The 20,254-nt window shown below is 70.7% G+C and carries 16 protein-coding genes and 1 CRISPR repeat array; of the genes, 3 read left to right on the forward strand and 13 right to left on the reverse strand.

Going from position 1 to position 20,254, the window contains the following annotated elements; translation table 11 throughout:
- Both cas1e and cas2e read left to right on the forward strand, forming a co-directional pair.
- Complete coding sequence (cas1e, locus tag ACQEUU_RS33785; RefSeq protein WP_433073664.1) at positions 1–957, forward strand: type I-E CRISPR-associated endonuclease Cas1e; 957 nt, start codon at positions 1–3, stop codon at positions 955–957.
- Positions 954–1,304: a type I-E CRISPR-associated endoribonuclease Cas2e gene (gene cas2e, locus ACQEUU_RS33790; RefSeq protein WP_433073667.1), complete on the forward strand. Its 351-nt coding sequence runs from the start codon at positions 954–956 to the stop codon at positions 1,302–1,304. Before cas1e ends, cas2e begins: the two co-directional genes overlap by 4 nt.
- A 144-nt stretch (positions 1,305–1,448) precedes the next feature.
- Positions 1,449–4,164: direct repeats of the CRISPR family, unit length 29 nt; unit sequence GTGCTCCCCGCGCACGCGGGGATGGTCCC.
- A 778-nt stretch (positions 4,165–4,942) separates the two neighbouring features.
- Here cas2e and ACQEUU_RS33795 read toward each other — a convergent pair.
- From ACQEUU_RS33795 to ACQEUU_RS33855, 13 genes are all read right to left on the reverse strand, one after another.
- A complete protein-coding gene (locus tag ACQEUU_RS33795) occupies positions 4,943–5,749 on the reverse strand; it encodes a nuclease-related domain-containing protein (protein WP_433073670.1) in 807 nt (268 codons plus the stop codon).
- Positions 5,750–6,292 (reverse strand): hypothetical protein, encoded by a 543-nt coding sequence (locus tag ACQEUU_RS33800; protein ID WP_433073673.1) that lies wholly within the window; start codon positions 6,290–6,292, stop codon positions 5,750–5,752.
- Positions 6,282–8,027, reverse strand: a complete 1,746-nt coding sequence (locus ACQEUU_RS33805; RefSeq protein ID WP_433073676.1) for a type IV secretory system conjugative DNA transfer family protein — start codon at positions 8,025–8,027, stop codon at positions 6,282–6,284. The genes ACQEUU_RS33800 and ACQEUU_RS33805 overlap by 11 nt, the downstream gene beginning before the upstream one ends.
- A complete protein-coding gene (locus ACQEUU_RS33810; protein ID WP_433073679.1) occupies positions 8,024–8,758 on the reverse strand; it encodes a hypothetical protein in 735 nt (244 codons plus the stop codon). Before ACQEUU_RS33810 ends, ACQEUU_RS33805 begins: the two co-directional genes overlap by 4 nt.
- Positions 8,759–8,784: 26 nt before the next feature.
- The gene (locus tag ACQEUU_RS33815) at positions 8,785–10,122 is read right to left on the reverse strand and encodes a hypothetical protein (RefSeq protein ID WP_433073682.1); all 1,338 of its coding nucleotides are present in this window, start codon (positions 10,120–10,122) and stop codon (positions 8,785–8,787) included.
- 35 nt (positions 10,123–10,157) lie between these two features.
- Entirely contained in the window at positions 10,158–11,606 is a 1,449-nt protein-coding gene (locus ACQEUU_RS33820) for an RNA polymerase sigma factor (RefSeq protein ID WP_433073685.1), read from the reverse strand.
- Positions 11,607–11,663: 57 nt separating this feature from the next.
- Positions 11,664–12,947, reverse strand: coding sequence for a hypothetical protein (locus ACQEUU_RS33825; RefSeq protein WP_433073688.1), 1,284 nt, complete (start codon positions 12,945–12,947; stop codon positions 11,664–11,666).
- Positions 12,948–12,961: 14 nt separating this feature from the next.
- On the reverse strand, positions 12,962–14,587 hold the full coding sequence (locus ACQEUU_RS33830) for a thiamine pyrophosphate-binding protein (RefSeq protein WP_433073691.1): 1,626 nt from the start codon (positions 14,585–14,587) through the stop codon (positions 12,962–12,964).
- A gap of 18 nt (positions 14,588–14,605) precedes the next feature.
- Positions 14,606–15,250 (reverse strand): isochorismatase family protein, encoded by a 645-nt coding sequence (locus tag ACQEUU_RS33835; RefSeq protein ID WP_433073694.1) that lies wholly within the window; start codon positions 15,248–15,250, stop codon positions 14,606–14,608.
- A 41-nt stretch (positions 15,251–15,291) separates the two neighbouring features.
- Positions 15,292–16,455, reverse strand: a complete 1,164-nt coding sequence (locus ACQEUU_RS33840; protein ID WP_433073697.1) for an isochorismate synthase — start codon at positions 16,453–16,455, stop codon at positions 15,292–15,294.
- A 33-nt stretch (positions 16,456–16,488) separates the two neighbouring features.
- Positions 16,489–17,250 carry an SDR family oxidoreductase gene (locus ACQEUU_RS33845; RefSeq protein WP_433073700.1) on the reverse strand — a complete coding sequence of 254 codons (762 nt, stop codon included), beginning with the start codon at positions 17,248–17,250 and terminating at the stop codon, positions 16,489–16,491.
- Positions 17,247–17,381 (reverse strand): hypothetical protein, encoded by a 135-nt coding sequence (locus ACQEUU_RS33850; protein WP_433073703.1) that lies wholly within the window; start codon positions 17,379–17,381, stop codon positions 17,247–17,249. The genes ACQEUU_RS33845 and ACQEUU_RS33850 overlap by 4 nt, the downstream gene beginning before the upstream one ends.
- A 90-nt stretch (positions 17,382–17,471) precedes the next feature.
- Positions 17,472–18,962 (reverse strand): MFS transporter, encoded by a 1,491-nt coding sequence (locus tag ACQEUU_RS33855; RefSeq protein WP_433073705.1) that lies wholly within the window; start codon positions 18,960–18,962, stop codon positions 17,472–17,474.
- Between the two features lie 459 nt (positions 18,963–19,421).
- On the opposite strand from ACQEUU_RS33855, the gene ACQEUU_RS33860 reads away from it, so the two are divergent.
- On the forward strand, positions 19,422–20,201 hold the full coding sequence (locus tag ACQEUU_RS33860) for an SAM-dependent methyltransferase (RefSeq protein ID WP_433074486.1): 780 nt from the start codon (positions 19,422–19,424) through the stop codon (positions 20,199–20,201).
- Positions 20,202–20,254: the final 53 nt, after the last annotated feature.

Raw genomic sequence — 20,254 nt, forward strand, 5'->3', positions numbered from 1 at the left:
GTGGCCACGGTCGGGCAACGGGGGGCCTCGTCACCACGCGAACTCACCCGCATGGGCGACCGCATCTCCTTCGTCTACCTGGAACGCTGCGTCCTGCACCGGGAAGACAACGCCATAACGGCCGAGGACGCTCAGGGCGTGACCCACATCCCGGCCGCCACGATCGGCACCCTGTTGCTCGGTCCCGGCACGCGAGTCACCCACCAGGCCATGAGCTTGCTGGGCGACTGCGGAGCCGGAGTGGTCTGGGTGGGTGAGCGCGGCGTGCGCTTCTACTCGGGCGGGCGGTCGCTGAACCGCTCGTCGTCTCTCGTGGAAGCACAGGCGGCCAAATGGGCCAACCGCCGCACCCGGCTCGACGTGGCCCGTGAGATGTACCGGATGCGTTTCCCCAACGAGAACCCCGACGGACTGACCCGTCACGAACTGCTCGGGAGGGAAGGGCGCAGGGTCAAGGAGTCCTACCGGCGAGAAGCGCAGCGTACAGGGGTGCCCTGGAACGGAAGGATCTATGTACCAGGCGAATTCAGCGCCGGAGATCCCGCCAACCAGGCGGTGACCGCGGCCGCCCAGTGCATGTACGGCATCGCCCAGACCACGGTCACGGCTTTGGGCTGCGCTCCTGGTCTTGGCTTCATCCATTCCGGTCACGAACTCGCCTTCGTCCTCGACATCGCCGACCTCTACAAGACCGAGATCGCCATCCCGATCGCCTTCAACGTCGCTGCCGAGAGCGTCGACGACATCGGCGCTCGTACACGCAGGGCCATTCGTGATCACGTCAACAAGAGCGCTCTGCTGAAGCGTTGTGTCAACGACATAAAGCACCTGCTCCTTCAGGAGACCACCCTGGACGACCCCGACGACATCGACATCGTGACGCTGCAAAGCGACGAGGGAGAGGTCGAGTCGGGCCGCAACTATGCGGATCAGGACGACATCGAGGTCCCCTGGTGACTGTGATCGTGCTGACCCGATGTCCGTCAGGGCTGCGTGGCTTCCTCACCCGCTGGCTGATGGAAATCTCGCCGGGCGTCTTCATCGGAGGGCCATCAGCCAGAATCCGGGAAGCACTGTGGTTGGAGGTTCAGAATTACGCGGACACAGGACGAGCCCTTCTCGCCTATACCACCGACAACGAGCAGGGGTTCACGTTCGAGACTCACGATCACAAGTGGCATCCAATTGATCACGAGGGTCTCATCTTGCTGCGCCGGCCGAAGGACCCGGGCCCAGGCGTCGCGAGCGCTCCACCCCGCAATTGGAGCAAGGCGGGGAAGCGACGCCGCTATGGACAACGCTGACCCGCGGCAGCAGGGAAGGGTATGTCTTAAGACATCGCGAATCTGTCTATAAGTACTCCTATTGTGGATTTATCTGAAATGTCCGTCTCTTCGAAAGTGCTCGAAATCTGCTTGATCACGTGACAAACCTGCAGGTCGTCGAGTGTGCTCCCCGCGCACGCGGGGATGGTCCCAGCACGGCGGCGGCCACGCGGACGACGGTCTTGTGCTCCCCGCGCACGCGGGGATGGTCCCGGCACCTCGCAGGAGGTGGGTCGTGGCTGACTGTGCTCCCCGCGCACGCGGGGATGGTCCCAGCACGGCGTAGCGGGCCTCCAGGCGCGACCTGTGCTCCCCGCGCACGCGGGGATGGTCCCCCGTCCGCGAACTCTTCAAGGAGGCGGACTGCGTGCTCCCCGCGCACGCGGGGATGGTCCCCACCTGGTCATCGGGCAGGTCCGCCAACCGGAGTGCTCCCCGCGCACGCGGGGATGGTCCCTGCATGAGGGTGCTCCTTCGAGGGGACTTCAAGTGCTCCCCGCGCACGCGGGGATGGTCCCGTGACCGCAGCCGAGATCGCCGCCTGGACGAAGTGCTCCCCGCGCACGCGGGGATGGTCCCACCGGCGGCGCACCGGGGCTGCGGTTCGCCCAGTGCTCCCCGCGCACGCGGGGATGGTCCCACGCTGTCCGGCGGTACGGGAGCGGCGACGGAGTGCTCCCCGCGCACGCGGGGATGGTCCAGGGTCCAGGATGCGTCCTCGTCTCGTCGCTGCGTGCTCCCCGCGCACGCGGGGATGGTCCCCCGCCGTTGCCGTAGTGGCCGTCGACCATGTTGTGCTCCCCGCGCACGCGGGGATGGTCCCGGTGGCCGGAGACCGGAACCACCACCACCCACGTGCTCCCCGCGCACGCGGGGATGGTCCCGTCTCGGCGCTGTCGCCCTCCATGCCGTGGAGGTGCTCCCCGCGCACGCGGGGATGGTCCCGAACTGGCCGCGCAACCGCACCTTGTCCAGAAGTGCTCCCCGCGCACGCGGGGATGGTCCCGCGAACGGGCCCGCCCCTCGAAAGAGGAGCGGGTGCTCCCCGCGCACGCGGGGATGGTCCATAGCCAGCCCGCGCGCCGAGCATGACCCCGGCGTGCTCCCCGCGCACGCGGGGATGGTCCCAAGGCTCAGACTTCCCCGTGGCTGTGGCTCGGGTGCTCCCCGCGCACGCGGGGATGGTCCCGTCAACACCGGCTCGCCGGGCGCCGCGATCGAGTGCTCCCCGCGCACGCGGGGATGGTCCCGTGGTCGTGGTGATGTTGGCGATGCCGGTCGTGTGCTCCCCGCGCACGCGGGGATGGTCCCTGCAGGCGGTGCGGTGGCACAGGCAAGCTCCCGTGCTCCCCGCGCACGCGGGGATGGTCCCCGCAGGAACCCCGGCCTGGAGTCGGCGAGGATGTGCTCCCCGCGCACGCGGGGATGGTCCCCGCAGGAACCCCGGCCTGGAGTCGGCGAGGATGTGCTCCCCGCGCACGCGGGGATGGTCCCCGGTAGTGCAGCACGGTGACCGGGTCGGTGCCGTGCTCCCCGCGCACGCGGGGATGGTCCGCACCGTACGCAGCGTGCTTCAAGGGCTCGGCGGTGCTCCCCGCGCACGCGGGGATGGTCCCGCCCGCCTGGCCCGCGTCGAGGCCGAGCTGGAGTGCTCCCCGCGCACGCGGGGATGGTCCCACCTGTGGGGCACAGTCCTCGCAGGCGGGCAAGTGCTCCCCGCGCACGCGGGGATGGTCCCAGCTACAAACCTATTACAAAATGTGGCCCATGGTGCTCCCCGCGCACGCGGGGATGGTCCCAGCTCGGCCAGCTCGGGCAGGTAGTGCGCGAGGTGCTCCCCGCGCACGCGGGGATGGTCCCGCCTCGACTCCATCGGCTTCGGCTTCGTGGCGGTGCTCCCCGCGCACGCGGGGATGGTCCCATCAACGCCGGTTACAGCTTCTCCTGGGCGTCGTGCTCCCCGCGCACGCGGGGATGGTCCCCATTAGCGGGATAGGGTCTACTCTCATTTGATGTGCTCCCCGCGCACGCGGGGATGGTCCCTCTGCGAGCTTGTGCATCGCCTGGCGAAACGCGTGCTCCCCGCGCACGCGGGGATGGTCCCCTCCACTCCTTTCGCGATGCCCGCCACCGACCTGTGCTCCCCGCGCACGCGGGGATGGTCCCGGCCCCACCGCTGGCCCGCGCACCGCCACGCCGTGCTCCCCGCGCACGCGGGGATGGTCCCGTGCCGCGGAAGGTGCGCGAGTACATCACCCCGTGCTCCCCGCGCACGCGGGGATGGTCCCCGGTGGTACCGCGCCCAGCACCTCGAAGAGACGTGCTCCCCGCGCACGCGGGGATGGTCCAGCGCAGGAAGGTAAGCCGTGAGACGTGCAATAGTGCTCCCCGCGCACGCGGGGATGGTCCTTATTCCTCCGAAAGGTCCATAAGCGGATTGCCGTGCTCCCCGCGCACGCGGGGATGGTCCCGCATGTCCGGGGGGCTGGTCGTGGCGGCTACGGTGCTCCCCGCGCACGCGGGGATGGTCCCTCGCCGTGCGGGATGGCGAGGCGGGTGTCGTCGTGCTCCCCGCGCACGCGGGGATGGTCCCCGCTCCCCGGGCTGGTCGGGGTTCTCGTACCAGTGCTCCCCGCGCACGCGGGGATGGTCCCCCAGCGCGCACACACGACCGTGCCGGACCGACATGCGCTCCCCGCGCACGCGGGGATGGTCCCGGTTGTGCTCTCTCCGGATGGCGCGCGGCCTCGTGCTCCCCGCGCACGCGGGGATGGTCTCGGGCCGCACAGCCTGTACTCGCCGGCCGGGACGTGCTCCCCGCGCACGCGGGGATAGTCCCCGAAGCCCGCGACCTCCCCGACGACGCCGACCGTGCCCCCTGTTAGCGGTCATCAGGAAACCCCGGTCGGCGGCCACTGACAATCCTGGTGGACGGCCATGGGTTCCAGGCAGACGGCCACGAAAAATCCCGGCAGTCGGACTCATCGCGCGAGGGCCAGCTTCGGTACCGGGTTGGGTCCCAAAGGCTCGTCATTGCGATCTGGCTCCGCGTCCCGAAGTCCGGGGAGACCGTGCCCGATGCCGTGGGGCCGACGAAGGAGGCCCTGCGGCGCTGATCGCCCCCCCAGCCACGTTCCGGCACCAGCCACCGCATGGCGATCGTAGGGCGTTCTGGCTGGCCATCATGATCGAAACCGAGCCCGACGTGGCCGCCACACCAGCTTCCTGGTGACCGTGTGCCGGGAGAACTCCTGTCCGTCTGCCAGGATCGCCATGTCCGTCTACCGGGAGAAACTCGTGTCCGTCCACACTCCCCGCGCACCCGGGGCTGGTCCCGCGAATCTGGCGTCTACCGCCACCGCGTCCACGTGCTCCCCGCGCACGCAGGGATGGTTCCTCGATCAGACCGGACACGTTCATCGTGACCTTGTGCTCCCCGCGCACGCGGGAATGGTCCCCGATCCTCAGGCGGGAACCACAGGCAGCAGGAGTGCTCCCTGCGCACGCGGGGATGATCCCGATAGGCGTTGAGGACCTCGAAAGGGTGCCGGCTTGCTCCCCCCTCAAGCGGGAGCTTTCGCGCTTCAGCCGCGAACGAGAGGTCAGCCGAGAGAATTCTACGGGCCGGGTAGCTTTGGCGCCCGAGCATAGGGCGGCAGGTGCGTGGTGGCGGCGGTGGTCAGCGTGGACACCTCGGCTGTGTCGTAGCGATGAGGATGGCGGGTGATCCAACCGACGAGGCGGGTCGCGCGTAGCAGGGTCACTCCATGAGCTGTGATAGCGCGGTAACGGGGCAAGCGGGGGCCGTGTACTGCGATGACGGCCAGGACCTCGACGTGGCGTCCGGTTGCCTGACTGAGGACCTCGCCGGCTCGGCGGACCTCGAAGAGGACCGGTCGCACCACTGCGTTGATCGGAGTCCTGCCGATCCACAGTGTGCCGGTGGCGGCTCGGACGGTGGTGCGGCGGTGCCACTTCTTGGAGTCGATGACGAACACGCCGGTCGGGCCGATGACGAGGTGGTCGATGTTGGCGTTGCTGTGCGGTATCGCCAGGTCGTGCAACACGGTGTAGCCGGCCAGTTCAAGGGTGCGCAGGCGACGGGCGGTGGCGCGTTCTCCAGCCGCGCCCTTGCGCCAGGCCGCCGCCGGCGTGTGCGTACGTCTCCGCCGGACCACGATGATCAGGCAGGACAGTGCGGCAGCGATCAGCCCGAGCCAGACAATGCTCAGCCACGCCACCAGCCCACCGACGATGACCGCGACGGCCAGGAGGACCAGCAGACGGCGGGTACGGCCGACCGTCTGGAGGGTGCGGTAGCGGGCGCGGGCGGACGCGCCGGCGGATCCGTACGAGTCAGGCATCGTCATGTCCTCCTCGGCGTCGCCGGCAGGGGCCTTCACGGTACGGATACCGACCGACATTTAGCCTCGGTTCTCCAGCAGGTCCAGTTCAGTGATGGTGCGGTCGACGATGTCAACGTCGTCGCGTGGAGGGCCGTCCGGTTGGTGGTGTTGGCTGCAAGGCCGCATGCGGATCTGCAGGCGTTCGACCGTGCTGGGCCGGAGCCGGTCGAGGTAGTAGGCGGCGTCGCTAGAGGTGGCGCCGTCCCAGGTGTAGGCGGTCTGCCAGGCGCAGTAGAGCATGGACAGCTCTTCGATGACGTCCCAGTGGCGTGGCCAGCAGCTCAGGATGGCCCGCGGGGCGTCGGGCCAGGCGAACAGCACCTCGCGGACCCAGTCGGCAAGCTCCGCCAGTCGCTCGGCCTTCTCCTCGTGCGGCATCCGGGGCCAGCACCAGGGGCGTGGGCTTCGCCCGGATGAGGCCTTGGCCTTGGAGGGCTTGGGCTCGCTGGAGGAGGCGTTCAACTGAGCGACGGTGCGGGCGAGTTCTTCCGACTCGGCGGCCAGGCCGGTGATGATCGCGGGCCGGTCGTCGTCTCCACCCTGGTGGTGCCTATCGCTCACCGGTCGTCCGCTTCGGGGGGCGGATGTGCCAGGGCCGGGCGATACGGCGCCTTCGGCGGACGGTGCCGGGTAGCTCGGGCCGTCTGGGGGAATATCCCGAAATGACCTGCGATGGTTCCAGGGGCGGCAACGGTACCTGGCCATTCTTGCGCCAGCGCTTGTAGTCGGCGCGCTTCCAGATCCGCTCGATACGGACGATGGTCGGCGTGGCGTTGCGGCGCAGGACCAGGGCCCGCCAGGTCGGCAGTCGGCGGGCCTGCTCGGGCGGCAGCACGGGGACGTTCTCCCAGCGGCGGGTGCGCAGCCGCCGACCCGAGCCGTCCACCGAGGTCTCCCAGTACGGCATCGCGATCTCGCCGCACAACTCCGACATGGTCTTCAGGTCCTCGGGATCGGAGGTGGCGCCGAACAGCATCTTGGCCTTGGCGTTGTTCCAGATGGTCCTGGCCCCCTCCAGGCCCCACTTCTGCCGGAACTGCGCTTGGGATTGGCCCGCGACGATGAAGACCAGACCAGAGCCGGCGGCGGTGGCCAGCCAGCCCGGCAGCCGCGGGATCGGGCACACCTCCGGCGCCTCGTCCAGCACGAACAGCACCGGCGGATCTATTCGGCGGCCGGCGCGACGGGAAGCCAACTCGCGGGCCCGGTGGTGGAGTTCGGCGACCAGCGTGGTGAACAGCACCGGGACGGCCGGGGTCACGTCATCACCGGCGATCAGATACAGGGTTTCCCGGCGGCGCAGCAGCTCGTCCAGGTCGAGCCCATCGCCGGGGGGCGGGCAGATCATGTGGGCGATGGCCGGGTCGTCCATGCAACGCAGCACCTGCCGGAGGGTGAGGAAGATGCTGTCGCGCGTACGGACGTGCAAGGTGTGATAACGGCGCACCAGAGCGGCGGCGCGGTCGGTGTCGAGCCCCGGCCGAGAGCGGGTGAGGATCTTCAACGGAGTGGGGTCCTCGTCCAACGCCCAGGCGTAGACCTGTTCCATCGTCAGCCGTTCGAGGGCGGCGGCGTGCATGAGCGAGGCCAGCACCATGGCCGCCTGGTTGGTCCAGAACCCCTCGTCGGACACGCCGCCGGTCTCCGCCGCGGCGACCATGTGCGCGGCCCGCCGGATGGCGGTGGCCTGATCGTGGCAGCCGTCCACGGGGGACCAGCGGACAGTGGAGGCCCAGGTGCCGAACCGGTCAGGGTTGAACAGGTGGACACGCCGCTGCTCGCCGCGCAGGCCGGCGGTCAGGCCGACGATGTCGTCGCGGATGCTGGTGACGATCACCGCGCCCGGGGCGTCCAGGATGCGCCCGGCCAGGTGGGCGGTCTTGCCCTCCTTCTGCGGAGCCAGGCACAGCAGGCCGTCCTCGAAGGTGGCGTAGGCGCGCATGCGGAAGATCCAGCCCTGCGCCCAGCCGAGGAACAGGGCGATTTCGCTGTGCGCGAGCAACCGCCGCCGCCACCAGCCCCGCACCGACGGACGCGCGTGGCGGGCGACCTTACGGGCGGCGGGCAGCCCGTAGTGCAGGTAGAGCTCCAGACGGCGAGCGAAGCCCGCCCCCGGATACATCCGCAGACGCAGCCGCCACCACAGCGCCAGACCTTGACGACGGCGGGGGTTGCGCAGGCGGTGTACGGCTACGGCAGCCACCGAGGCGGCCAGCAGGACGGCGAGCGTGGCGACGAGCGGTCCGGCCTGCGGGAACCGCTGCCAGCTGTCGTCGGCGGTGAGCCCCGTGGTCATCGGTTGCCCGGGGGCGGTTCGTCGTGGCATTCGGCCCAGGTCAGACAGGCCGGAGCGAACGGTGTGCCCGGTGGTTCCTCCGGCCCGCCGTGCCGGGGTGCAGGGGTGCGGACTGTGCGTGTGGGTGCGGCGCGTGAGGTCTTGATGCCGGTCACGGTGGGCGTGCCGGTTGCCCGCTTGCTCGGCCTGCTGGTTGGCCGCCTGCTGGGCTTCTCGGCAGACGAGCTAGCAGACGTGGTGGCGGACGAGGCGCGGGAGGGGCGGAGGCTGGCGGAGATGGTCGCGCGGGGGGACGCGGAGGTGCGTGTCGGGCTGGGACGGGGCTCGGCGATGGTCGGTGACCGGCGGGAGGGTGGGGTGTGCTGCGCGTACGAGGCAGCCTCGCCGGGTTCGGTGAGCAGTTGTCGGATCGGGACGAGGGCCAGCCAGGTGCCCAGGCCGATGGCGGCGGCCAGGGTGACGGCCAGAGGCATGAGCTTGCGCCAGTCGGTGCGGGCCGGTCCGAACTCGTCCCAGTCGTGGTCGGAGGCTGGTGCGGGTGGCAGGGGGTGAAGCAGGCGGCGTGCGTTGATCGGCGTGAGCGGCGCGTCCGGTTTCCCGCCGTGAGCAGGCGAGTCTGGCTTGTCCGGGCCGAGTTCGATGGGGTACCCGTCGCCGATGTCGGCGAACGCCGCTGGGCCTTCGTAGCCGTCATCCGGGGCATCAGGCAGGTCTGGAGCGTCGGACGGCATGAGGTGTCGCACCCTTTCGACGCCGATCAAACGACGATGAAGATTTCGCCGGCCACCTTGCCGAGGGCGGCGATGTCCTGGCGGATGCCGACCTCGGTCGAGCGCGGGTCGAACACCACCGAAAGCCGCTCGCGCAGCTTCTGGCGGATCAGCTGCGACCACATCGGGTTGTTCGCCAGGTCGGCGTCGAACAGCCGGTAGGTGCGGCCGCCGTCGACGGCGTGGTGCCCCCACAACGTCACCGTGGGCACACCGAGCCCGATCACCGTGCCGATCCGGGTGTCGAGCTGGGCGGTGGCCTGGGCTTCGTCCCAAGGGGCAGTGGAACCGCCGTGGGCCAGGCCGTACTCACGCGAGCTGACTTGGGCCAGCGTGTCCCAGCCAAGCGCCTTGATATTCAGCCATTGGGCCCGGGTGGCGACCGCTGGCGTGATCGGCTGCTGCGCGCCCGTCTTCGGGTCGCGCAGCCGATGCTGGCGATAGGCGGAGGCGAACAACCCGTTGGAGACGTACACCTGCTCGACCGCGGCGGCCTGGATATAACCTTCGACGAGCTTCTTGGTCACCAGCGGCGCCTTGGCCCGCATCGCGGTGACGCAGGCGGTGGCGGCGCCGCAGCCCAGCTCGGGCACCACCACGCCGATGGCCAGCCGCTTGCCGGGCACAGCCTGGCGCAGCGCGGCGGTGGTCTGCTGTACGAAGGTCTCGACGTCGTCGGAGCTGGTGAACCCGCTGTAGGCGAGGTTGTCGGCGAACTTGACGCCGATCACGCCCGGCTGACGGGCGGTCTCGGCGAGCGCGTCCACAGAAGCACGGAATCGTGTGGAACCGGCGAGGTAGTCGTCGGCCAGGTCGCTCTCCACCCAGACGCGCAGCCCGGCCGCCCGCGCGGCCTTGATCGCTTCGGTGCTCGGCCGCTCTGCCGTCGAAGGGCTCGGATCGGCGTCGGGCGGCATGCTTTCGACGGGACTGGCCGTCGGCACGGGGGAGGAAATCGAACTCGTCGTGGCCGAGCGGCTGGGACGGACCGTGCTGGCGGCGGTGGGGGACAGCGGTTCTGCAGCCTCCAGGTTGGCGCCGTCGTCGGCGGCCCAGAACGCGGCGACCTCGGCGGCGTCCTGAGGCGGAGTCAGCCAGCGACACACCACGTGGGTAGGCGTGTCGTCGGGCAGCAGCTCCCGGCAGGAATCGCCGCGCTGTACGTCCAGAGCCTTCTCGGCGCCGGGATCCGCCGGCCCGTTGCCGCGGATCATGCCGGGATCGGCCTTGGCCAGGAGCGGCATGCACACCACCAGGGCCAGGCCGACGCCGACTGCGGTGAACTGCGCTTCCCGCCGGGTGACGCCGGAGAAGAACTGTCTCATCTGCATGCTCACTCCAGAAATGACTACGAAGGGGGTCAGCCGTTGGGGCAGTTCGACCAGTGGCCTTGGCCGTCGTTGACGTACCTGCCGGTGGGCATCCAGGTACCCTTGTCAGCCACGACGGTCCAGCTCACGCGGATGGTGACGGTGCCGCTCGTGGTGGTGGCGCCCGCCGAGGTCCGCCCGTCGCCGGTGTTGGTGGCGCGCCAGGTGAGCATGATCGTTCCCGCACCGTTGGACGGCGAGCAGCCGGGCCTGCTCAGCGGGGCGGCGACCGTGAAGCGGGTGCCGTCGACGACGATCCCGTCGCTGGCCGAGGTGGAGACCACGCGGCCCCTGCCAGGGGAGATCTTGAGGGTGAACGAGCCCGTGCGGAGCTGTCCCAGACTGATGCCGGCGGGGGAGACCCGGGCTGACGGCGCGGCGGGTTCGGGAAGCCGGCGGATCCTGACGCCGGAGGTGGCGCGGCCGGTGGCGGTAGGTGTACCGGAAGGTTTCCCGGGACCGGCTTGGTCCCGGCTGGGCTTGGCGGTCGCGCGGCCGGTCGGAGCCGGGGTGGGGGCAGGCCCGGGAGGTTCTTCGACGGCCGGCTCGGAGGGAGGGACCGTGGCGATCAAGGTGATGGTCTGCGCCGTGGGCGGTGTGGTGTGTGCTCGGCGGGTCGGCTGCAGTCCCGACCAGGCCATGCCGATGAGTAACACACCGGTGACCACCGCGACGATCAACGAGAAGACTCGCAACGCCGGGACCAGAGGGCGCAGGGAGAGCCGGGCCTCGGGATCGGATTCGTCGGGGCGCCGCTGCCAGAACTCCTCCGCCTGCTCCCAGGCTCGGAACGGCGGGTTCTTCGCCATCCCGGGGAACCGGATGCCGGGCGTGCGCGGGGCGTCGGGCAAGGGGGTGGGCTGGGCGGGGAAGCCGTCCGCGCGCCACAACGCCTGCTCCTCGCCGAGAGGTTCGGCCATGGCCAACGAGTCGGCCAGGGTGTCCGGTGCTGTGACGATCGGCAGCTCGTCCGGCAGAGAGCCGGCGTCATGGGAGGTGGCCGCCGCAAGGTGTTCGCGGGCCTCGTCCACCAGGGCCTCGACCTGGACCGCCCCCGCATCGAAGATCAGGGCGATCTCCACGTGGGAGAGCCCGTGCCGCACGGCCAGGTCGAGCACCTCGCGATGAGCCGGCGAGAGTCCGGCCATCGCCTCGCTCAGCGGGCTTTCCAGGTTCGCGAACAGATATGGCCGGAGTCCGCTGCGGGAGGCGGCCGAGGCACGGTGCGCCCGGGCGAGTCCGTACAGCCAGGCGCGCAGGTGCTCGTCGTCGAGCACGCGTTTCACGTGGACGCAGGCCGACATCAGCGTTCCGGCGAGGGCGAGCTCGGCCTCGCCGGGATCCAGCGTGGTCCGCAGGTAGTCATACAGCCGGTCGCCGTGGCGGCGGCGCAGGTCCTCGATGGCCTGCCGGGCGTCGTCCGATAGCGAGTGCCACATCGGCTCTCCTGAGATGAGAGATCTACCGGTCCACGAGGAGTGAGCAGCGTTCTCGGCTCATCCATGGCTCACCAGCGGACTGGCCTCGCCCGCATACAGATCGTCGGCGAGGCGGATCAGGTCGACCGTGTTCCCGTGCTCGTCGACCGCCCACCGCCCAGGGTCGTGGGTGTGCAGGTTGAGCCGGACCCCGCCGTCCGTCCCCCGCACCCAGATCCGGCTCAGCGGATAGAGCCCCATCAGCGGGAACCGAGTGCCGGGCAGTTCGGCCCGCAAGGAGCGCGCCAGAAGCCCGGACCGTCGCTGAATCTTGGCTTCGTGCACGTTCTCCACCGCGATCGCCAGCCGGGGAGATTCAGCCGTGGACGCGGCAGCACGCAGCTGGGCGGCGACGTAACTCAACTCGGCCAGCTCGACCGGCGTGACAGGAGGCGCGATCCGCACGAGCGCACGCCAGAACCGGTCCCGGGCGGTGACGACGTCGACCAGCTCGTCCGTCGCCGGAATCCGGCCGCACGACAGGACATGCCGCAGGTAGGCGCCGACGATGTCCAGCTCGGCCGAGACCTCCACCCGCATCGGCCGCGCCCCGAGCCCGGAACCGGCTCGCCAGCGCTCGGCGTGCAGCCTGACCAGAGTCGGATGGCGGGCATCGACCGCCTCGCACCACTGCGACAGCAGCCGAGGAGAGAGCTCGCCACGCTGGGCGGCCTCCAGCAGGATCAACGCGGTCGCGGCATGCGGCACGTCCAGTAGCACCCGGACCGGCACACCGGGTGGGATGCGTGACAGCACCCCAGCGCCCACGGCAGGCAGCCGGGCCGCGGTGTCGACTTCGGAGACGGTCAGCTCGGGGTCCAGCCGCAGCCCCACGATCTGCTCGCCGACCCGGCCGCGCCGCAGGCCGGTGACCGGAAGACTGCGCCCGCTCTCGGTGATCACCCGGGCCGTGCGGGCGCTGAAGTGGCATCCGCCCGAGACGAAGGTCACCTCCTGCAGATCGGCCACCCCGCCTTCACGGGGCGGGCCACCGCCGATGAGGACGTGATGGACGACATCCCGCAGGCGCAGCCCGCCGTAGGCGGTGACGGTCTCGTGGCCGGGACGCGAATCCCGCTCGCACAAGGCGTCCTGCATTGGCACAGCCGCGTTCCACAAGTAACCGAACAGCCGCTCCTGGCGGCTGACGGCCCGCACCACGGCTCTGCGCAGGGAAGGCGAAGCTCCTTCGACGGGTGTCTGCCACCACCCGCCCGTCAACTGCCGCTCCGGCTGATCGCCGCAGGAGAGATCGATCCGCTCCAGCCGGCTCGGGAAACGCGTGCCGAGCTGATCCAGCACATGAAGGGCCGTCATCAGGCCTCCTCGGAGGCGCTGCCGGGCCGCGCCGACGCGATCCTCGCGTCGATCAGCAAGGGCCCTTGGCGTGGCCCGGCCAGCCAGTCGCTGACCGCCTTGAGATCCCGGCCCTGCCGTACGACGCTCGCCGCGCACCCGTACCCGGCGGCGACCGCCGCCAGGTCGACCGAGCCGGAAGGTCGATCGTCGCCGGTGTTGTAGACGACGATGAGCAGGGACAGCCCGAGCCGGACGGCAGTCTCCAGATCCGCAGCGGCTCTCAGCACGCCGCGATAGCCGAGCACCGCCACGGCCAGCCGCTCCGGCCGTGCCAGCGCCGCACCGATCCCGGCCGCCAGCGCACGCCCCGCTTCCTCGATCAGCTGGGAGTACCAGAACCCGTGGGCATCGGGGACCCGCATCAAGCTGATCGGGTAACGCATGAAGTCACCGCGGTCGACCACGAGCGTCCGCTCCTGCGGCAGCAACGCCTCCAGCAGGTACGCCAGGGTCCAGGGATCGATGTGTCCCTCGACGTGGACCGGCTGATAGTCGGCGTCGTGCTGGTTGCCCTGCTCGATGATGCGGCGGCGCACCTCGTCGGTGCGATACCCCGTACGGGGCTCGGCCAGCTCGCACAGCAGGGCGCGGGCCGTGACCGCGACGTCGCCCGCCACGCTCACATCGATGCCGCCCTGGGCTCCGACGGCCTGGTTGAGATCGACCTGAACCACGCGGGCGTCCGACCCGACGAGGTCGCCGCGACGGGTGGTCCACTCGCGCATCGAACACCCCCAGCCGATCAGGACGTCCGCATCGCGGACCAACTCGGCGACCGCCGGCGCCGACCAGTCGCCGGCGACTCCCAGATTCCAGCGGTCGTCGGCGAACAGGCCATGCGCCGCGGTGGACGTCGCAAGCAGCGCACCGGTCCGCTCGGCCAGTTCCTCCAACTCCCGCCCGGCATGCAGGGCTCCGCGCCCAGCGATGAACACCGGCCGGCTCACGGTGGTGAGCAGATGCGCAAGGGAGCTGATCGTTCCGGCATCGGGTGGCGGTGGATCGGGAGTGTGCAGGTCGCCGAGGGAGGCGAGCAGGTCGTCCGGCGGCCGCGGACAGGAAGCCGCCAGGACCTGCCGCCCGAACGTCAGCACCAGCGGGCGGCGCTGGACTCGCGTGGCGTGCAACGCCCAGGCGATGACCGATGCCATCTCGGCGGGGTCGGTGACCGGTTCGATGAGCGTGCCGGCAGCGGTCAGCAGCGCCGCCTGCCTGGCCACGCCGAGACCGTCGCAGGTCTCGGCCGCGAGCACGAGCAACGGGGTACGGCTGCGCGCCGCTTCCACAAGGCCCGGGATCGTGCTGATCAAGGCCGAGCCCTGGGGGACAGCCAGCACGGCAGGCTGGCCGCCGGTGCGGGTGTGAGCCTCCGCCATGGTCGTCGCCGCGCCCGGCCGGCGGGCGTCGACCACGTTCAGGCCATGCGTGGTCAGAGCAGGAACGAGGGGACAGTCGTCGGCCGCCGCGGCGAAGACGGTGCGGACGCCGAGTGCGGCAAGTGCCTGCCCTGCTGCCTCGGCGACCGGGATTACCGACGTCTGCGGGCTCTGGCGGCCGGGCCGTTGTTCAGGAGGAAAGAGCATGAAAGGTCGCCTTTCGGATCAAAGGGGTGAGGTGGGGCGGCTCAAGGCGCGGATCACCTCGCCGGTGGCCTCCACGCGGGCACAGTGCCGGGCCATGTAGACCAGCGCCGCCCGGTGGTCCTCGGCGCTGAAGGCGGCGGTCGCGTCGCCGAGGACGAAGGGCTTGATGTCATGACTGAAGGCGTCGACCGCGGTGGCCTGGATGCCGATGTGGGTATAGACGCCGCCGACCAGCAGTTGGTCCCGGCCGGCGTTGCGCATCAGGGTGACCAGCGGGCTGCGAGCCAGAGCGCTGTAGCGGTGCTTGGCCAGCAGGATCTCGTTCGGCGCGGGCATGAGCGGCGCGCAGATGTCGGTGTCCTCCCGCGCATCGGTCAGGCCCGGACCCCATACGTCGGCGAGCAGGCCGCGGTCGGCCGGGGACTGGGAGCCCGGCTGGGCGGTGTAGACGACCGGGACGCCCGACTCGGCGCAGCGCTGGCGGACGGCCAGCAGGTTGGACAGGACGTCGGCGATGGGGGAGGCGTCCATCTGGTAGGGCCGCAGGAAGTAGTGCTGCATGTCGTGGATGAGCAGCAGGGCGCGATCCGGGTCGATCGTCCAGCTCAGGCGGTTGTCGGGCAGGGCGGGCAGCATGTAGGGCGCGATGGCGGGGATGGCCACGGCGGCTCCTCTCGTCCGGTCCGCGCGTGCGCGCGGAGAAATCACGGGTCGGTGCGGACGCGCAGCGCGCGCAGGAGAGTGGAGAACTTCGCGCCGGTCTCGGCCAGCTCGGCTTCCGGCTCGGAGTCGGCCACGATGCCCGCTCCCGCGTACAGCCGCAGCGTGGTGCCCGACACGACGCCGCAGCGCAGCGCCAGCGCCCACTCGCCGTCGCCGCCCGCGTCCTGCCAGCCCACCAGCCCGGAGTAGAAGCCGCGGTGCACGGGTTCCAGCTCCTCGATGACCTGGCGGGCCAGGCTCTCGGGGCTGCCGCACACCGCCGGGGTGGGATGCAGGGCGGCCGCCAAGGTCAGGCTGCACACGCTCGGGTCACGTAGCCGGCCGGTGATCGGGGTGCTCAGGTGCCACAGGGTGGAGGTCGCGGTGACCTGCGGCCGGGCCGGGACGTACAGGTGCTCGCAGAACGGCGCGAGCGCCCGCGCGACGGCGTCGACCACCAGCCGGTGCTCGTGCAGGTCTTTGTCCGAGCTCTGCAGGGCCAGCGCACGGGCCTGATCCACGGCCGGGTCGAAACTGCGCCGGGCCGAGCCCGCCATCGGGGTGGTGGCCACCATACGGCCGTGGCGGGAGACGAGCAGCTCGGGGCTGGCGCCGATCAGCGTGGCGTCCTCGCCGGCGGGCGCGGCGTACACGTATCTGGCGTTCGGGCCGGGGAGATGAGCCAGCAGTTCCTTGACCACCAGCGGCTGGTCCGCCTCCAGAAGGAGGGTACGAGCCAGCACCACCTTGTTCAGCGGCCCGGTGGCGATCATCGTGCGTGCCCGCTCCACCGCCGCCAGGTAAGCGGCGGGCCCGGGATCGTCGGTCAGCGTCCAGGACGGGTGACGGCAGCGGAAGCAGTACGGGGCGAGCAGCGGATCGCGCCAGAGCGGCGTGTTGGACAGCACCAGGCGGGAGCGCTCGGCGTCGAAGGCGATCAAGCCCGCGGCGACCATGCCGGGCCGGTGCAGGGCGGAAGCGACCTCGCTCGGCAACGCCCTCAGCGGCGCGGTCAACGGCGGTTCCTCCCCACCGTCGGCCAGCAGGGTGCGGTCGGGGGTGCTGATCATGACGGTGGAGGGCGTGTACTCCATCGGCAGTGGTACGGGGACGTCGCCTGGCGTCGGAGCGCGCATCGGGATCAGCGGCGGCGTGGACACGGTCATGGTGAAGGGGCCTTTCGAAGGGAAGGGATGAGGTCACCCGGTCAAGCTGGCGCCGCCGTCGACGACGAGGTCCTGCATGGTGACGTGGCGGGCCTGTTCGGAAGCCAGCCACAGCACGGCCTCGGCGATGTCGGCCGGTTGGGCGACCCGGCCCAGCGGGATGCCCAGCCGGAACCTGACGGCATCGCCCGCGATCGCCCGGTCGGCGCTGGTGAGCGCGGACAGCATGGCCGTGTCGGTCGAGCCGGGCGAGACGCTGTTGCAGCGGACCCCGGCAGGAGCCAGCTCCAACGCCAGGTGACGGGTGAAGGCGATGACGGCGGCTTTGGAGGCGCCGTAGGCGGCCAGGCCGATGCGCGGCACATGGCCGGCGTTGGAGGCGACGTTGACGATCGCGCCCTTGCGGCGCCGCTCCATCGGCCCGGCCACCGCCCGGCAGACCCGGATCACGCCGAAGGTGTTGACCTCGAACAGCTCGCGCAGGTCGTGCTCGCTCAGGCGAGCCAGCGGGCCCTGCCGCAGGACACCGGCGACGTTGACGGCGATGTCCACCGGGCCGAGTTCCCGCTGGACCGATCTGGTCGCGGCTTCGACGGTGTGTGGATCTCGTACATCACAGTGGAAGGCGACCACGTGTGGCAGGGGTTGGGGTTCGCCGTGGTGCAGGTCGAGCGCGGCGACTCGGGCCCCGGCGGCGGCGAGTCTGGCGCAGATCGCCGCGCCGATGCCCTGGCCCGCGCCGGTCACCAGCGCGACGCGGCCGGTGATCCCGGCGACGTGCTCGGTGGCCGTCACGTGTCGTCCGCTCGGTTCAGCGCCGCGTCGATGGCGGCGATGGCGTTGTCGCAGACGCTGCGTACGTGGTGAAGCCGGCACAGGCGGTCGGCGGACGCCACGTTCAGCGCGGGGAGGTGCGCGGTCGTCACCTCCTCCGGCCTCGCTGCGGCAGTCGGGTCGGCGGAGCGGCGGGGGTGAGGGATGGTGAGGAGGTCACCGTGAGAAGGCATGGGGTTCCCCTAGGAGTGGAGGGACAGCGAGTACGCGGGGCGGACGCCGGAGGTCACCCGGGACAGCTCGTAGTCGGCTTCGCTGCGCACCTGGACGAGGGTGGCGCGCAGTTCGGCCAGCAGCCGGTGCAGCTCCTGCACTTCCTGCTCGGCTGAGACGCGCCCGGGGTTCGCGCGGGCATGAGCTCCCCGGGCGGCGCGCAGCGCGGTGAAGACGGCGGCGCCCGCCAGGAGCGAGGCGACGGCGATGACGGCGACGAGCACCGCGGTGAAACCGGCGTGCGGGCCGGACAGCACGTGCTGCTCCAGCAAGATGGACGAGCCGGCGACCCCCAGAGCTCCGCCGACCATGCGGGCGGCGGTCACCGCGCCGGCCGCCGTGGCGAACTCCTCCGGCTCGGCCGCCAAGGTGCCTGCCGTGAACGTTCCCGTGGCCAGCGTGCCGATCCCGGCGCCGAGGACCGCCAGCGCGAGCACCATCCAGGCCGACAGCTCGCTGACGCCGAGCAACAACGTGCACCCGGCTCCTACGGCGATCGCCCCCGTGTAGATCACCGCAGTGGTGCCGCGCCGCCGCCCCAGATGGCCCGCCAAGGGCGCGGCGACGAGCACCGCCAGCGAGATCGGGATCAGCCACCAGCCCGCCTCCGCGACCTGCAGCCCGTGTATCCGCTCCAGGTAGAGCGGAGTCACCACCAGGACCGTGTACTGCACCGAGCCGAACAGCGCGGATGCGAGCGTGGTGACGGCAGTTCTCGGCCGCACTCCGACTCCGGCACGGCGCAGCGAGATCGTCAGCTTGACGGCCGCCGCCGCCATGGCGACCGCCACGCAGCCCACGGTCTGCGGCGAGGTCCACCCCCACTGGCCGCCGTACCAGAGGGCCAGCACCGCCGCCGCGATCCCGGCAGCGGGCACGAGCGTGTCCGCCACCTCAGGCCGGGCCGTCCGGGTCCGGCCCCTCGGCAGCAGCGGGACGACCATCAGGAGAGTGATCGCCAGTCCCGCACTGCACAGGTAGGCGACCCGCCACCCGTGAGCGGCGATCAGCATGCCGCCACCGCCCTGCGCCACCGTGACGCCCAGCCCGGAGCAGCCGCTCCAGATCGCCAGCGCGCCGCGGCGGCGGGCGGGAGGTAGCTCGCCCAGCAGCAGCGCGAGCGACGTCGGCAACATCATCGCCGCACCGATCCCCTGGAGGAGCCGGCCACCCAGCAACACCGGCCAGCTGCCTGTCCACGCGACCGCGACGGCGCCCAGACCGAACAACGCCACCCCGACCGCGAGCACGCCGCGCCGGCCCAGCGCATCCGCCCAGCGGCCGGCGGCCACCAGCAGCGCCGCGATGGCCGCGAAGTTGACGACGTTGACCCAGGTGAGCTGGGACGCCGGCACCTGATCGGTCATCGGATCGACCGCCAGCTCGCTGACCACCAGCGTGGTCACCCCCGCATCCGCCATGACCACCGCCATCGCCGCGCAGGACGCGGTGAGCAGCAACCCGCGGCGATGGCGAGCGCGGTGGCTGCCGCGTCTGGCAGGCCCGCCCCGGGTGGGGCGGGGGCCGGGGCGGGCCTGGCTCAGGGAGCGGCCGGTCGGGCTGGGCCGCTCTCGTGCAGGGGGTTCGGCTTCTCCGTACCGTGGGCGACGGGGGGAACCCAGCAGGGCGGGCGAGTCGGCGACGGGGGATGGGCTGCTCGTTACCTCGATGGTCACCCGCCGCAACGTAGGTAGGGCCGGTGTGGGGGCGGTCGCGGCGAGGTTTTGATCAGGATGCCCGTCGGTCGCGAACTGCCGGTGAGCGTGTGGGGTCGATAAATTCGATCACGAGCGGCCGTAGAGGATCTTCCTCTCGCCAACGCGTACGAGATCTCACTATGATCTTGATGGGCCCGATGTCAGAGAAACTCACCCTGTGACTCGAGGAGTGGCGTGCGCACGCAACAGCCCGATGAAGAGATGTCCTCTCCCTCTCCTGCCCGGATGTACGACTATTTCCTGGGCGGCACCACCAACTACCAGGTCGACAGAGACGCCGCCGAACGCGGGCTGGCCTACGCGCCGGAGATCAAGACCATCGCCACGGCCAACCGGCAGTTTCTGATCCGCGCCATCCGCTTCGTCGCCGAACAGGGCGTCGACCAGTTCCTGGACATCGGCTCCGGCCTGCCCACCCAGGAGAACGTGCACGAGATCGCCCAGTCGGTCACCCCGTCCGCGCGGACCGTCTACGTCGACAACGACCCGAGCGTGCTGCCGCAGGCCCAGGCGTTGATCATCGGTGATGACCGGACCCGGTACATCCAGGCCGACGTACGCGACCCGCACGGCATCCTCAACCACAAGGAGACGCTGCAGCATCTGGACCCCGCCCGGCCGTGGGCGGTCGTGCTGTGCTCGGTGCTGCACTTCGTGCCCGACGCCGACGACCCTTACGGCGTGGTCTACCGGTTGATGGAGGCGGTGCCGGCGGGCAGCTACCTGATCTTCTCCCACGTCAGCAGGACTGACGTGGACCCGGAGCTGTACAAGATTCTGATGGCGACCAACGCCAACAATCTCAGCAATCCGATCACGTATCGGACGATGGAGGAGATCGCCCGCTTCTTCGATCAGCCGGACTGGGAACTGCTGGCGCCGGGCATGGTCGACGTGCAGCGCTGGCAGCCGGACGGCGTCGCCGACGACTTCACCCCTGGGCGGGTGCGGGTCTTGGGCGGCGTGGCCCGGAAACGCTGAAGTTCGTTTCCTCGGACTGATCCGGCTCCGGTTCGGGCGGGGAGCGGCGTCTG

Source organism: Nonomuraea sp. CA-218870, from assembly GCF_050936535.1.
In the GTDB taxonomy this organism is placed as follows: domain Bacteria; phylum Actinomycetota; class Actinomycetes; order Streptosporangiales; family Streptosporangiaceae; genus Nonomuraea; species Nonomuraea corallina.

Excerpts from the sequence above, each read along its gene's own strand:
- ACQEUU_RS33795 (WP_433073670.1), bottom strand. The coding sequence starts at position 5,749 with ATGTCGGTCGGTATCCGTACCGTGAAGGCCCCTGCCGGCGACGCCGAG.
- ACQEUU_RS33805 (WP_433073676.1), bottom strand. The coding sequence starts at position 8,027 with ATGACCACGGGGCTCACCGCCGACGACAGCTGGCAGCGGTTCCCGCAG.
- ACQEUU_RS33810 (WP_433073679.1), bottom strand. The coding sequence starts at position 8,758 with ATGCCGTCCGACGCTCCAGACCTGCCTGATGCCCCGGATGACGGCTAC.
- ACQEUU_RS33815 (WP_433073682.1), bottom strand. The coding sequence starts at position 10,122 with ATGAGACAGTTCTTCTCCGGCGTCACCCGGCGGGAAGCGCAGTTCACC.
- ACQEUU_RS33820 (WP_433073685.1), bottom strand. The coding sequence starts at position 11,606 with ATGTGGCACTCGCTATCGGACGACGCCCGGCAGGCCATCGAGGACCTG.
- ACQEUU_RS33830 (WP_433073691.1), bottom strand. The coding sequence starts at position 14,587 with ATGCTCTTTCCTCCTGAACAACGGCCCGGCCGCCAGAGCCCGCAGACG.
- ACQEUU_RS33840 (WP_433073697.1), bottom strand. The coding sequence starts at position 16,455 with ATGACCGTGTCCACGCCGCCGCTGATCCCGATGCGCGCTCCGACGCCA.
- ACQEUU_RS33860 (WP_433074486.1), top strand. The coding sequence starts at position 19,422 with ATGTCCTCTCCCTCTCCTGCCCGGATGTACGACTATTTCCTGGGCGGC.